This window comes from Mycobacterium sp. NBC_00419 (assembly GCF_036023875.1).
GTDB lineage: Bacteria > Actinomycetota > Actinomycetes > Mycobacteriales > Mycobacteriaceae > Mycobacterium.
This window is the reverse complement of record NZ_CP107931.1, coordinates 4168766-4183110: the sequence shown is the minus strand read 5'-3', so window position 1 is coordinate 4183110 and position 14345 is coordinate 4168766. Positions and strand designations below refer to the sequence as shown.

Here is a 14345-nt window from a genome sequence, read left to right as displayed (position 1 = left end):
ACAGAGAGGCACTCCAGAAGTCATGACCGCAAGCTCCCAGGTTCCCCAGATCACGCTCAACGACGGCAACACCATCCCCCAATTCGGCTTCGGGGTCTTCCAGATCCCGCCCGACGAGACAGCGGCGGCGGTTCGCACGGCCCTGGAGATCGGCTACCGCCACATCGATACCGCCGAGATGTACCAGAACGAGAAGGGTGTCGGCCAAGGCGTCCGTGACGCCGGGATCGACCGCTCCGAGGTGTACATCACCAGCAAGCTCAACAACGGCTTCCACAAGCCCGACGATGCGCGGCGCGCATTCGACGCGACCATCGAGGCCCTCGGCTTCGACTACGTCGACCTGTTCCTCATCCACTGGCCGTTGCCGACTCTCTACGACGGTGACTTCGTCTCGACCTGGAAGGCGTTGGAGGAGTTCAAATCCGAGGGCCTCGCCCGCAGCATCGGGGTGTCCAACTTCCAGATCCACCATCTCGAGCAACTGGCCCGCGACACCGAGACGGTGCCCGCGGTCAACCAGATCGAGGTACATCCGTACTTCACCAATGACGCGGTGCGCGCCTACGGTATCGAGCACACCATCTTGACCGAGGCGTGGTCGCCGATCGCCCAGGGCGCCGTGCTCGACGATCTGGTGGTGGGTCAGATCGCGCAGAAGGTGGACAAGTCCCCGGCCCAGGTGGTGTTGCGCTGGCACATCGAGCGCGGTGACATCGTGTTCCCCAAATCGGTGAGCCTCGAGCGCATCCGGGAGAACATCGACATCTTCGACTTCGAGCTCAGCGACGATCAGATCGATGAACTGACCGCACTGGACAAGGGCGAAGCGGGCCGGCGCGGGCCGGACCCCGACACCTTCGCCTGGATCCCGAAGTAACCCTCAGGACGCCAGGCGCACCGGCAGCGACTTCAGTGCATTGTTGAGGTTGGAGCGGACCCGAACCGGCTCACCGGCAAGCTCGATCGCCGGGAACGCCGCGAGCAGTTCGCCGAAGAACACCCGGCCCTCCAGCCGGGCCAGGTGGGCCCCGAGGCAGAAGTGCCCGCCCATGCCGAAGGACAGGTGTGGGTTGGGCCGGCGCGCGATGTCGAACACCTGCGGACGGTCGAAGACCAGCTCGTCGCGGTTGGCCGAGGTGTAGTACATGGCCACCTTGTCCCCGGCAGCGATGGGCACTCCGGCAAGTTCGGTGTCGACGACGGCGGTGCGCCGGAAGTAGTGCAACGGATTGTCGTGGCGGATGATCTCCTCGACTGCCGTCGCGAGCAGTGCAGGCTCGGCGCGCAACCGTGCCAGTTGCCCGGGATGTCGCAGCAGGGTCAGCAGGCCCGAGGAGAGCATGCCTTTGGTCGTGTCGTTGCCGGCGGTGACGAGTTGCACGAAGAAGCCGCCGAATTCGACGTCGCTCATCGGCCTGCCGCCGAAGTCGGCATTGAGGATCTCGCTGGTGAGGTCAGCGGTTGGCTCGCTGCAACGTCGGGTTCGCGCGAATTCCATGGCGTAGGAGGCCATTTCAGCACCGGCCTGCCCTTCGGCGATCTCGGGGCTGTACAGGTCGGGATCCTGGCTCGACGTGGTGATCTCGGCCAGCTTCTGTAGGTAGGCCCAGTCCTGCCGGGGCAGTCCGAACAGCTCGCCGATCACCTGCGTCGGCAATCGGGAGGCCACGTCATGGACGAACTCGACTTCACCGCGCTCCCGCGCCTGCGCGACGATGTCGCGGCAGATCTCGCGAACCCGAACCTCCATGCCCGCAACGATTCTCGGCCGGAAGTGCGACGAGAGCGGAGCGCGATGGATCTGGTGGCGCGGCGGGTCCATGCCGATGAGCATGTTGCGGACCCGCCCGAGGGTGTCCGGCGGGCAGTCCTCGACGACGATGCCGGCGGCCGCCGACGAGAAGATCTCCGGGTGACGGGCGACGTGGACGACGTCGGCATGCCGCAGCACCGCCCAGAACCCGGGCTGGCCGTCCATCGGCTGCCAGTACACCGGGTTGGTGCGACGCAGTTCGGCGAGCGCGTCGTGCGGTACGCCGGGGACGAAGGTGTCGGGGTCGGCGAGGTCGATCATCGTCTAGCCGATCAGCACGTTAGGGGCAGGCAGGTTCGCCGCCTGGCACAGTGTGAGGTAGGTGCTCAGCGCGCTGGTGCCGTCGACCACTCGCTCGACCTGGCCGTCGGCGTCGAGGTCGAGGTTGGCGCCGTAGATCTGGAACCACACGTGGGTGTCGTCCTCGAGGACCTGCAGGCTGTGGATCGAGCCGGCGGGTTCGTAGAGGAACGAACCGGCCCGATTGACGTAGTCGTACTCCTTGTACTTCCAGGCCCCCGACGTCGTGTAGGCGTAGACCGGGCCGGTGTGCTTGTGCCGGTGGACTTCGTAACCGGCGCGGAAGACGTTCTCGACGATCCACAGGCCCTCGGCCTCTTTGACCTGAATCACCTTGAGTTTCGAGCCGTCCGGCAGTTCGACGAACGGGAGCTCGTCGGCCCCGATGTGGACTGCGGATGGGATGTCGAACGTCGTCATTGATGTCGCCTCTCTCGCGGGTTGCGGATGTGGCTCACATCATACGATGCATATTTCCGGTTTTCAACTACCTGAAATGAGTGACCTAAAGACCGACGATGCCGAGCAGGTCGCGAAAGTCGGTGATGCGGTGTTCGGGCTCGCAGTCCTGGTGGTGTTTGGTGCCCTGGTCGGAGTCGTACATGACGGTGCGCATCCCGGCTTCGCGAGCGCCGTAGATGTCCCGATGCATGTCGTTGCCCACATAGAGGGTCTTGTCAGCCGGCACGCCCATGCCGTCGAGGGCGAATTGGAACAGCCGGCGATCGGGCTTGCGGAAGCCGTGGTCACCGGAGACGACGATGGGGTTGAAGTACTCGGTGAGGCCCACTTTGTGCAATTCGCCGCGCGCATAGCTGCTCTGGCCGTCGCTGACGATGGCCAGCGGGAAATGCTCCCGCAGGATGCGCAACGTCGAGCGCACGTGCGGGTACAACTTGAGCTTGCGCCGCGTGACCCCGCGGTAGATCTCGGCCAGCGTCAACGGCAACTCGGCGAGGCGCTGCGGCGGCAACCCCCGGGTGTAGTCGCTGGCGAAGTCCTCGACGATCGAACGCCAGATGCCCGGACCGTCGAATTCCGGGTGTACCTCCGGGCTTTGGCGCTGCTGGGCCTTGAGCCGCTCGAAGTACAGATCGCGGATGTGATGGCGGCGCAGATCAATCCCCTGATAGGTGAGGAAGTGGCCGACCGCCCGGAACGCCTCTTCGCGGTGATCGTCGGTGCGGATCTCGATCAGTGTGCCGTTGACGTCGAAAGCGATGGCAGCAAGGTCCATACTCACGAAGCCTGCAGCAGCAGCTTGGCTTTGCGGACCAGGCGCGCGCCGTACTCGGGTGAAATGTAGTCGTTGCGGGCGATCCGCAGCAGGTTGAGCGCCATGAAGTACGGCACCCGCGACGTGATCGACGCGAAAGCACTACCGCGGTCGGGGAAATGGCAGCTGTACTCCCACAGGAAGTGACCGATGAAGGGCTCGGCGCGCTTGCGGGAGCCGGTGGCGAGCATGAACGCATGCTGCAATTCCCCGGCCACCCGCCCGACGTCGAACATCCGGTCCCCGCGCTTCATCCGCTCCAGGTCGATGGCGGCGACGTCCAGGCCATGGCCGAACAGGAAGTTCGCCGGGGTGGCGTCACCGTGCAGCCACACCTGGCGGTCCTGCCACATCGCCGGGCGGTCTCGCCACAGCCCTTGCAACCACAGCAGTTCCTCGGCATCCCAGTGACCGATGCGGTGGTGGCGCTCGAGCCGCTCGACGATCTGGCCGAAGTAGCGGCAGTCGACGTCGAAGTCGACGGTCTTACCGTTCGCCGTCCGATTATGTTGTGTGGCAAGAAAATACGCGAGGGCCTTCAGGCGCCAGTACAGGTGGGCGTGGTCGTTGTCCCGGATGGACCGCTCGATGGCGGCACTGAACTGCTCACCGGCGTAGAACTCCAGGGCGATGACCCCGTTGATGTCGGGTGCCACCGCCAGCGGGCGGATCACGTGGTGCGGTGAGCCGACGAGGTCGTACCCGCGCAACCGCTGAAGACTGTCGTACTCGCGGTAGGCCATGCCCGCGGCTTTGTCGCGATCCCACCCGAAGCGCGGACCGTAGAACTTGCAGATGACCCGGGCCCGGCTGTGCTTTTCCTCGTAGGCGTAGACCTCATTGCTGCCGTGCAACCGAAAGGCCCGAAACGCCGGGGACGGGGTGTGCGCGCCAAGATGGTCTCGGCAGATGCTGCCGAGAAAACCATGTAGCCGGTCGTCGCGACGGACGTAGCCGACGTACTTTCCGATAACAGCGCCTCCCGATGCCAGACAGCGAGAGGCTGTGTTCGCCGATCAGTCACCAACTGTTCATCAGCGTAATGGCGAACCGTCATCTTGGCGCGGCGAGCAAACCGCGCAGCGGCAAAAGCGTTGCCGCCCTAGGCCGACCTGGCCCGCCGCCACTCCCGGACCGCGCTGATCGCGGTCTTGAGACCACGCTTGCGACCGGTCTGCGGATCCACCCCGGCGTAGCCCGGATCGAGATCGGCGAACATCCGCTCGCTGCGAGTCTCCGGTGCGTTATCGGCGGTGTCGCGCAGGAACCGGTCCGGTAGCGACAGCTTGGCGATGGTCCGCCACGACTTGCCGTACTGGACCAGGAAAGGCCCACTGGTGTACGGCAGGTCGTACTTCTCGCAGAGTTGGCGCACCCGCACCGAGATCTCGGAGAGCCGGTTGCTCGGCAGGTCCGGATACAGGTGGTGCTCGATCTGGTAGGACAGGTTGCCGGTCATGAAATCCATCGCCGGGCCGCCGTCGATGTTGGCGCTGCCGAGCATCTGGCGCAGATACCACTGGCCCTTGCTCTCGCCCACCATGTCGGTCTTGGTGAATTTCTCTGCGCCATCAGGGAAGTGGCCGCAGAAGATCACCGCGTTGGCCCACACGTTGCGGATCACGTTGGCCACCGCGTTGGCCGTCGCCGTCGAGCGGAACGTCGCCCCCGGCGACAGCGAGGTGATGGCCGGGAATGCCACGTAATCCTTGAACAGCTGCCTGCCGGCCTTGACGCCGAACTCACGCACACGGATCAGCGTGGCCTTGCGGTCGTCGCGGCCCTTGGAGATCTTGCCGAGCTCCAGGTGCTGCAGCCCCACGCCCCATTCGAAGCCGATGGCCAGCAGGGTGTTGAACAGCAGGTTGCCGTAGAGGTTGAACGGCTTCCAGCGCTGATCGCGGGTCACCCGGATCACGCCGTAGCCCACATCGTCGTCCATGCCGAGGATGTTGGTGTACTTGTGGTGCATGAAGTTGTGGGTGAACCGCCAGTGCTTGGAGGACCCGCTCATGTCCCACTCCCACGTCGAGGAGTGAATCTCGGGATCGTTCATCCAGTCCCACTGGCCGTGCATGACGTTGTGGCCGATCTCCATGTTCTCGATGATCTTGGCCACGCCCAGGGTTGCCGTTCCGGCCCACCACGCGGATCGCTTCGAGCTGGCGGCCAGCATCAGCCGGCCGGCGATCTCGAGGCCGCGCTGGGCGGCGATGGTGCGGCGGATGTAGCGAGCGTCCCGCTCGCCCCGGGAGTCTTCGATGTCTTGGCGGATGGTGTCGAGTTCGACGGCAAGGCTCTCGATATCGGCGTCAGTGAGATGCGCGAAGACGTCCACGTCGGTGATTGCCATGTGTCAGGCCTCCCTTCAGCTTCCTACGCTACCGTAACCTACGTACCCGTAGGTTACTAGCCAGTAAACCTCATACATCGAGTACACAGTCACCGGACGGCGACGAAACGCACGTCTGAATTCGGGTGCCGGGCTCGTGCTCGGCGCCGGTACGCAGGTCACGGACATGTCCGTCGACCAGGCTCACCACACACGACTGGCAGATGCCCATCCGGCAGCCGAACGGCATCCGGACACCGGCCTGCTCCCCCGCCTCCATCAGCGAGGTCGCCGCATCCACCGTCAGCGTCTTGCCACTACGCCCGAAGGTGACCGTGCCGCCCTGACCGTGACCGGGTGCGCGGGAGGCCGCGAAGCGCTCCAGATGCAGACGATCGGCGATGCCGGCCGCCCGCCACAGTGAGTGGGCATCGTCGAGCATGCCCTCGGGCCCACAGGCCCAGGTCTGGCGCTCACGCCAGTCCGGCACCAGTTCGCCCACTCGCTGGAGATCCAGCCGTCCCTCGGTGCGGGTGGTGCGCACCGTCAGCCGGTAGCCCGCGTGGTCGCGTGCGAGCTGTTCGAGTTCGGCAGCGAACATGACGTCGGATTGCGTTGGGGCCGAATGAATGTGGACGACGTCCCCAATCTGGTCACGGCGGGCCAGGGTGCGCAGCATCGACATCACCGGGGTAACCCCGGAGCCGCCGGTCAGGAAGAGCACCGACGCCGGTGCGGGATCGGGCATGACGAAGTTGCCCTGGGGTGCGGCCAGCCGCACGATGGTGCCCGGCTGCACACCACCGACAAGGTGGGTGGACAGAAAGCCCTCGGGCATCGCCTTGACCGTGATCGCGATCGTCCGGCTCGAGCCGGATGTCACCGGGCTCGACGTCAGCGAGTAGGACCGCCACCGCCAGCGGCCGTCGACCAGCAGGCCGATCCCGACGTACTGGCCCGGCTCGTAGTCGAAGGTGAACCCCCAGCCCGGCTTGATCACCAGCGTCGCGGAGTCCTCGGTCTCCCGGCGGACCTCGACCACCCGGCCCCGCAGCTCCCGCGCCGACCACAGCGGGTTGGCCAGCTGTAGATAGTCGTCGGGAAGCAGGGGCGTGGTGATCCGGCCGACCAGTGCGCGCGCCGCATCGATCAGCGGCCGCTTTCCGGCGCCCGCGACCACCGGCCGCTCCGTGTCGACCACATGTGCACTGCTCTTGACATCGCTTTTGCCCATGTCTGCTCCTGCCGTGTCCAACCTACGGTACCGTAACTTACGGTTCCGTATCCAGGCGCTCACAGCAGTTCGAGCAGGAACGGCAGCTCTTGACTGGCATACCAGGCCAGGTCATGGTCTTGGGCATCGCCGACCGTCAACTCGGCGTCCTCGTCGCCCAGATCCGCGTCGTCGATGACGGCGATCGCGGCTTCGACAGCGGATTCGGCCGCGGCATTGTCGACGTAGGCGGCCACCACCTGGTCGAGCCCGACCCGCCCGTCGAGGCGCACCACGGCATCGTCGAGGTCGGGGCGGGACGTCACCGCGGCGTCGGGGACGTCGGCCACCAGTACCGCGCGGCGCAGTGGCAGACCCGGGCCCGAATCAGACTCGGAGGCCAGCAGCCGCAGCGAGGCCAGCGCCGCTTCACCTAGGGCGACCTCGGCGAGTTCTTCGTCATCACCCTCGGCATAGGACTCACGCAGGGTGTGGGTCACCGCGAACGCCGTACCGGACAGCGGCTGCATGGAACTGTCGACGACCAACCGTTGGAGCATGGCCAACGTGGCCGGGATATACACCCGCACCCACGAAGATTAGCTGCCGTTCTCCTGATCGCCGACGAGGGTGGACACGTAGTCGGGCACATACGTCGCCAACTCACGTGCGGGGCGGTAGTAGCTGCCGCTGATCACCGGGCGCTCCGGCAGGTCGACCTTGGGCAGATCGACCTCGTGATAGTCGATGCTCGACAGCAGGTGGGCCATCATGTTCAGGCGTGCGTGCTTTTTGATGTCGGATTCCACGACGTACCACGGGCTGTTGGGCACGTCGGTGTGCACCATCATCTGGTCCTTGGCGCGCGAGTAGTCCTCCCACCGGTAGATCGACTCCAGGTCCATCGGTGACAGTTTCCATTGCCGCACAGGATCATTGAGCCGCGAGCGGAACCGGCGCAGCTGCTCCTCGTCGGACACCGAGAACCAGTACTTGCGCAGGAGGATCCCGTCGTCGAGGAGCATCTGCTCGAAGATCGGCGTCTGCCGCAGGAACAGCGAATGTTCCTGCGGGGTGCAGAATCCCATCACCTTCTCCACGCCGGCCCGGTTGTACCAGGACCGGTCGAAGAGCACGATCTCGCCCTTGGCAGGCAACTGCTGGATGTAGCGCTGGTAGTACCACTGCCCGCGTTCGCGCTCGGTCGGCGCGGGTAGCGCCTCGATGCGAGCCACCCGGGGGCTCAGATACTCGGTGATGCGCTTGATCGTTCCGCCCTTGCCCGCGGCATCACGGCCCTCGAAGATCACCACGATGCGCGCACCGGTGTGGCGCACCCACTCCTGAAGTTTGACGAACTCTGTTTGCAGCCTGAACAACTCGGCTTCGTAGGCCTCGTTGGAGATCTTGCGAACAGACTTCTTCTTCTGTTTGCCCTTCGGTGGTGAACCGTTCGTCTCGACGTCGCCCATCGCCGCATCGTACGACCGCGCGGTCCTGTGCGCTGAGCAAGTGGATTACTGGGCGGCCCCCGATGCCTGCCGCATGAGCTAGGTGTGAATCGGCAGGGTCATCGTCAACCGGTAGCCGCCGTCGTCGCAACGCCCTGCCGTCAGCTCGCCGCCCAGCAGCTCCGCGCGTTCCTGCAGGCCGAGCAGTCCGTGCTGGGAACTCGGCAGTTGTTCAGGCGCACGGGTGGGTTTGGTGTTGGTCAACGACACACTCACCCGGTTCGGGTCGACACGCAGTGCGAGAGTGGCGCTGGCGCCGGGGGCGTGTTTGGCGATGTTGGTCAGGCCCTCCTGGACTGCGCGATAGACCGCGCGCTGCACCGGAGCCGGGGGCGCAGCACCGAGATGGTCGACGGTGTCGATGCGGGTCGGCACGCGCGAGGACGCCACGAGGGCCGCGATGTCGTCGATCCCGGGTTGTGGCGCGAGACCGACACCCGGCTCCCCAGATGGCCGCAGCACCCGGACCATCTCCCGCAACTCATCGAGAGTCCGGACACTGAGCATCCGGATCGTCCGCGCCGCATCGATCGCGGCCGAGTCGTGCGAGGTGACTTGCAGCGCACCGGCCTGCACAGCGATGAGGCTGACCTGGTGGGACACCACATCGTGCATCTCGCGGGCAAGCGCCGCCCGTTCGCCGGCCACCGCGCGCTCGACGACCAGTTCCTCTTCATGCCGCCGGACCCGCTCGATCTCGGCCAGCTTGTCCGACAGTTCGGAGCGCGCGGTGATGAGCATGCCCAGCCACACCGGCGCCGTCGAGAAGATGATGGCGTAGACCAGGTTCAGCAACGTGTCGACGCCTGAGTAGGACTGATCCCACAGTGCGGTGTAGCAGACGAAGAACGCCGCGCAGGCTGCGACGATGCCGAGCCTGGCCGGCCGCCGCTCGCCGATGGTGTAGAGCGCGATCATCGCGGCGATGACCGCTGAATCCGTCGCCACCGCTGGCAGCGCGAGTATCAGCGCCAGGTACGGCGCCCTGCGGCGGATCAGCAGGCCCGTCACCGCGATCCCGGCCAACACCCAGTGGCGGACGGGCTCGTCGGGCAGCAGCGAGCCCAACGCGTCTCCGAGGCTCAGCGCGAACACCGCGAACTCAATGAGCACCCGCCGGGTCTTCGCGCTGGGAGCGGACTTCAACATGGATCGTCGAGCAGACGTGCGCGCTGGGCGATGATCGCGGCCTCGACCCGCGACTTGACGCCGAGTTTGGACAAAATCGAGGAGACCTGGTCCTTTACTGTTCCCACGCTCGAGTACAGGGTCGATGCGATTTCCCCGTTGGAACGGCCCCGCGCCAGCAGGCGCAGCACCTGGCCTTCCCGGTCAGACAATCCGCCGATGATCCGCACCGCAGTGTCGTCGGGCCGGTCACCCAGATATCCGGCGATCACCTTGGGGCTGACCTTGTTGGACAGGACCAGTCCGCCCGCGGCCAGACTGCGCACCAGGTGCGGCAGCTGCTCGGGGTCGGTGTCCTTCAGAAGAAATCCCGCAGCCCCCAAACGCAACGCCTTCGCGATGTACTCGTCAGTGTCGAAGGTGGTCAACATCGCCACTGCCGGGGGCGACGCCAACTGCGCAAGGTCGGCAAGGACGCCCAAACCGTCCTTGCCGGGCATCCGGATGTCGAGCAGAACGACGTCGGGCCGGCAATCGGTGATGACCCGCACCGCCTGCACGCCGTCACAGGTCGCAGCCACCTCGATGTCGTCGATGGCGGACAGAATCAACTCGAATCCGGATCGGATCAGCGCTTCGTCATCGACGATGACGACTTTCAACACCCGAGTTCTCCTCGCCTGCCTGTGACGGCTTCCCCCCGAGCTTATTCATCCGCGCCGGGCCGTCGACACGAGAACACCCAACTCCAGTCAGGTGACTGGTGACAAACAGCCGATCGTCGAAAGGCGCCATCTTGCCGTAAGACGACCGGCTGCCCGATCTGGCCGATCGGTGGATGGGCGAACCAGCCCTGGCCGTCGATCATCGAATCGTGCACATGCTGGACTGGCAGTTGTTGTCCGGCCCGCTTCCCCGACTGCTGCAGATCGCGGGAATCGTGGCGGCAACATGGTTGCTGGTCCGGATGCTGAAGGGTCCGGCACGGCCGCTGGCCAAGACAACAGCGTGCGTGATCTACCTGACCGTCGCGTTCGCGGTGACGGTGGCCGGTGATGAGTTGGCCCGCAATGTGTGGAAACTCTTCCCGGACCGGATTCCGGTCTCGGTGTTGCTGTGGGCCGGAGCAGCCGTCTTCACGTTGTGCCTGGCCGCCTCGCTTGCGGTGTCCGCTGAACGCTGGGCCGTCAGTGCGGGTTTGGTGGTGTCAACGGTCATTGTGATGACCGCCTGCGCCAATCAGGTCAACGCTCTGTTCGCCGCCTATCCGACTCCTCGGGACGCGCTGGGAATGGCCCGGCCGGATGACGTGGCCCTGCCTGCGTTGCGGACTCAGACACTGGCACGCGACATGACCGGACCGTTGGAACGATCCTGGACCCCGCCGCCCAGCCTCCCCACGCGGGGAAAGCTGAGCTCTGCAGACATCCCCGGCACGGTGTCGGGCTTCGTCGCACGGCGCGCGAAGATCTACCTGCCTCCGGCGTACTTCGGCGACGTCCAACCCCGCCTTCCAGTACTTGTCCTTCTCACCGGTCAACCGGGGACGCCGCAAGACTGGGTGGGTGCGGGAAAGCTGATGCGCATCATGGACGACTTCGCCGGCGCCCACCGCGGCCTGGCGCCGGTCGTCGTCGTGCCCGACCCGACAGGCGGGCCGTTCCGCGACCCGCTATGCCTGAATTCCCCGCTGGGAAATGTCGACACCTACCTTGCAACGGACGTCCCGGCCTGGATCAAAACCCACCTCAGCGTCGACCTGCGGCCCTCTGCCTGGGCCGTCGCGGGAGCCTCCTACGGCGGGACCTGCGCTCTGCAGCTGGGCACCAACCACGCCGATGTCTACCCCAGCTTCATCGATATCGCTGGATCGGCGGAACCCACGCTCGGCGATCGTCGGCGCACTGTCACCGAAGTCTTCCGTGGCGATGAGACGGCCTTCCGCCGCGTAAATCCGTTGGATCTGCTGAATATTCGTCGCTACCCTGACAGCGCGGCTGCAATTGTGGTCGGCGACGCTGACTATGACACCCGCGGCGATGCAGCTCGGGTCCACGAGGCAACCGCAGCCGCGGGGATGCAGAGCCACCTCACCGAACTCCATGGCGCACATGACTGGCGCGTCTTCTCAGCGGGACTGGCCACCGAACTTCCCTGGCTGGCAAGACGAGTCAACCTCATCAGTCCGACTTGACGGCACGGCTGAGCATCCCGCGCTACCCGCCGTATTGAACAGGAGCCGACCAACATGTCCGACAACCGCCCCGTGGCGACCCGCCGCGGGTTGGAACTGACGCGTTTGCAGTTGCTCTGGTCGTTCGCGTCCCCGCATCGCGGCACACTGGCCGGCGGGACACTTCTGGGCCTGATCGGCTCAGCCGCCGGCCTGGCCACACCGATGATCACCAAAGCGGTGCTGGACACCCTTGGTAGCCACGCTTCGCTCGTCGTTCCCGTCGCGAGCCTGATTGCACTGTTGTTGCTCAGCGCCACAGTTCGGTGTTGGCAGGCAATCCTTCTCGGCTCCCTTGGTGAACGAGTCGTGCTCGAAGCGCGCGAGACGATGGTGAACCGCATGCTGCGCGCCACCGTCCAGGCCGTGACCAAACGACCCGCGGGCGAACTGGTCACCCGGGTGACCTCCGATTCGGTTCTGCTGCACGAGGCGGCCTCCAGCAGCGTCATCGGACTCATCAACGGGTTCGTCATGCTGGTCGGCACGCTGGTGCTGATGGCTGTGCTGGACGTGCCACTGCTGCTCGCAACGCTCGGCGCGATCGTCGTGGTCTCGATCCTGTTCCTGGTTCTCATGCCGGGTGTCGCCGACGAAAGACAGGCTGCGCAGCAACATCTGGGCCGCGTGGGCGGCACTCTCGAAGCGACGTTGCACGCGATTCGCACAGTGAAGGCCAGCCGCGCAGAGCAACGCCAGTCCGACAAGATCATCGAATCAGCCAGGGTGGCAGCCGAGCACAGCATTCGCGCCGTCCGAAGAGAATCGATTGCCGAAACCATCGCATGGGCCGGCGTCGATTTCGCGATCATCATGATCCTGACGGTCGGCGCCTGGCGGGTGGGCAGCGGCGCCATGGAACTGTCCAGTCTGGTCGCTTTCCTGCTCTACGCGTTCGGCCTGATGGACCCAGTGACCGAGTTGTCCACCAATGTCACCACGCTGCAGACGGGGATCGCCGCCGCTGGGCGCATCCGCGAGGTCCAGCAACTGGACACCGAACCAATCCTGGATTCGGGCGTGCGCCCGGCCGGCGGAGCGCGTATCGGCCAACCCGCTCTGGAATTACGTTGCGTCACAGCTGCTTACGAGGGACGTCGGGCGGCCGTTCACGACGTGAACCTGATCGTCCCGGAGCGCGGACACATCGCGATCGTCGGCCCCTCAGGGGCCGGCAAGACGACGGTGTTGTCGCTCATCATGCAGTTCCTCGTGCCCCAGAGCGGCGAACTGTTCTTCAGCGGACAACCGTATTCGACCGTCGGACATGACCACATCCGCAGCCGGCTGGCTTTCGTGGAACAGGAGACACCTGTCCTGCCGGGCACGGTCCGGGAGAACCTGCTCTACCGCGCCGGTTCGGCGACCGATCAGCAATTGCACCGGGTGCTCGATGAAGTCCGCCTGGCAGACGACATCGCCGCGCTCGAACACGGGCTGGACACCGACCTCACATCGTCGGCGATATCGACGGGACAACGCCAGCGCATCGCACTGGCGCGCGCGATCATCAAACCGTCCGAGGTGCTGGTCCTCGACGAGGCGACCGCACACGTCGACGGACTCAGTGAAGCCGCCATCCACGACTGCATTCGGCTGCGAGCCCGGGTTCAGGCTGTCGTCACCGTCGCACACCGCCTGTCGACGGTGGTCGACGCCGACACGATCGTCGTGATGCAGGACGGACGCATCCGGGCGCGGGGCACACACGCTGAACTGCTGGCATCCGACGGGCTCTACCGCAATCTGGTCGCCGCGATGCACATCCCGACCCGGTAAGCACGTCAGCCATTCGGCGGCCGACAGCGGCCTGTCGGCGGATTCCGGTCCCATTCTCGGGCCGTCAGGCTGGTCGGGTCGTGGTTGGTCGCTACCAAGTCTGAGGTGCGTCATGAAGATCGTGGGTTCCCTTTTGGCACTGGTGACGTCGGTTGTGGTCGAACTGGCCTGCGGTGCAGGAATCTCCACCGCGGGTGTCGACAACCAACTCAGCGTGGTCGACGGCCAAGGCCGCACCTTGACCGTCGAGCAGGTGGACACCTTCCTCGACGGCGTCGCTCCCCTGGACCGCAATCGGTTGACTCGCGAGTGGTTCCACTCCGGCAAGGCCGTCTACACCGTGGCCGGTGACAGGGCCGACGACTTCGCCGGCACCTTGGAGCTGGGCTATCAGGTCGGCTTCCCCTGGTCGCTGGGGGTCGGCATCAACTTCAGCTATACGACGCCCAACGTCCTGCTCGACAAGGCGTCGATCTCGCCCAACAGGTTCAATCCGTTGGGGCAGGTGATCACACCCAATCTGCTTCCGGGCGTGTCGATTAAGGCCAACCTGGGCAACGGCCCCGGCATCCAGGAGGTCAGCACCTTCTCGGTAAACGTCAAGGGCGCCACTGGCAGCGTGGCGGTGTCCAATGCTCACGGCACCGTCACCGGGGCCGCCGGCGGGCTGCTGCTTCGGCCGTTCGCCCGCCTGATCTCCAAGACCGGGGACAGCGTGACCACCTATGGCGACGCCTGGAACATGAACTGAGACAAG

Annotated in this window: 14 protein-coding genes; 4 read left to right on the top strand and 10 right to left on the bottom strand. The window is 65.4% G+C overall.

The genetic code is table 11. The features are described 5' to 3' along the window. The first annotated feature begins 22 nt into the window (after window positions 1-22). A complete protein-coding gene (locus OG976_RS19990; protein WP_328352567.1) occupies window positions 23-880 on the top strand; it encodes an aldo/keto reductase in 858 nt (285 codons plus the stop codon). A 3-nt stretch (window positions 881-883) separates the two neighbouring features. Here the strand turns inward: OG976_RS19990 and OG976_RS19985 are convergent, their stop codons facing one another. The 10 genes from OG976_RS19985 to OG976_RS19940 all read right to left on the bottom strand — a co-directional run bounded on the left by OG976_RS19985 (window position 884) and on the right by OG976_RS19940 (window position 10241). Continuing rightward, window positions 884-2077: a cytochrome P450 gene (locus tag OG976_RS19985; RefSeq protein ID WP_328352564.1), complete on the bottom strand. Its 1194-nt coding sequence runs from the start codon at window positions 2075-2077 to the stop codon at window positions 884-886. Window positions 2078-2080: 3 nt separating this feature from the next. Further along, window positions 2081-2536 (bottom strand): 2,4'-dihydroxyacetophenone dioxygenase family protein, encoded by a 456-nt coding sequence (locus OG976_RS19980; protein ID WP_328352561.1) that lies wholly within the window; start codon window positions 2534-2536, stop codon window positions 2081-2083. 85 nt (window positions 2537-2621) lie between these two features. Then, window positions 2622-3353 carry an HAD family hydrolase gene (locus OG976_RS19975; protein ID WP_328352558.1) on the bottom strand — a complete coding sequence of 244 codons (732 nt, stop codon included), beginning with the start codon at window positions 3351-3353 and terminating at the stop codon, window positions 2622-2624. A gap of 2 nt (window positions 3354-3355) precedes the next feature. After that, window positions 3356-4246, bottom strand: a complete 891-nt coding sequence (locus OG976_RS19970) for a phosphotransferase (RefSeq protein WP_328352555.1) — start codon at window positions 4244-4246, stop codon at window positions 3356-3358. Between the two features lie 248 nt (window positions 4247-4494). Further along, a complete protein-coding gene (locus OG976_RS19965) occupies window positions 4495-5745 on the bottom strand; it encodes a fatty acid desaturase family protein (protein WP_328352552.1) in 1251 nt (416 codons plus the stop codon). Window positions 5746-5815: 70 nt separating this feature from the next. Further along, a complete protein-coding gene (locus OG976_RS19960; protein ID WP_328352549.1) occupies window positions 5816-6958 on the bottom strand; it encodes a ferredoxin reductase in 1143 nt (380 codons plus the stop codon). A 59-nt stretch (window positions 6959-7017) separates the two neighbouring features. Then, window positions 7018-7527 (bottom strand): DUF6912 family protein, encoded by a 510-nt coding sequence (locus tag OG976_RS19955; RefSeq protein WP_442930363.1) that lies wholly within the window; start codon window positions 7525-7527, stop codon window positions 7018-7020. A 9-nt stretch (window positions 7528-7536) separates the two neighbouring features. Then, window positions 7537-8409 (bottom strand): polyphosphate kinase 2, encoded by an 873-nt coding sequence (ppk2, locus tag OG976_RS19950; protein ID WP_328352546.1) that lies wholly within the window; start codon window positions 8407-8409, stop codon window positions 7537-7539. Window positions 8410-8487: 78 nt separating this feature from the next. Further along, entirely contained in the window at window positions 8488-9597 is a 1110-nt protein-coding gene (locus OG976_RS19945) for a sensor histidine kinase (RefSeq protein WP_328352543.1), read from the bottom strand. Further along, window positions 9591-10241, bottom strand: a complete 651-nt coding sequence (locus OG976_RS19940; protein WP_328352540.1) for a response regulator transcription factor — start codon at window positions 10239-10241, stop codon at window positions 9591-9593. The genes OG976_RS19945 and OG976_RS19940 overlap by 7 nt, the downstream gene beginning before the upstream one ends. Before the next feature lie 173 nt (window positions 10242-10414). On the opposite strand from OG976_RS19940, the gene OG976_RS19935 reads away from it, so the two are divergent. The 3 genes from OG976_RS19935 (at window position 10415) to OG976_RS19925 (ending at window position 14339) form a co-directional block, all read left to right on the top strand. After that, on the top strand, window positions 10415-11770 hold the full coding sequence (locus tag OG976_RS19935; RefSeq protein WP_328352537.1) for an alpha/beta hydrolase: 1356 nt from the start codon (window positions 10415-10417) through the stop codon (window positions 11768-11770). A gap of 54 nt (window positions 11771-11824) precedes the next feature. Continuing rightward, window positions 11825-13588 (top strand): ABC transporter ATP-binding protein, encoded by a 1764-nt coding sequence (locus tag OG976_RS19930; protein WP_328352534.1) that lies wholly within the window; start codon window positions 11825-11827, stop codon window positions 13586-13588. 112 nt (window positions 13589-13700) lie between these two features. Then, window positions 13701-14339, top strand: a complete 639-nt coding sequence (locus tag OG976_RS19925; protein WP_328352531.1) for an MspA family porin — start codon at window positions 13701-13703, stop codon at window positions 14337-14339. Window positions 14340-14345: the final 6 nt, after the last annotated feature.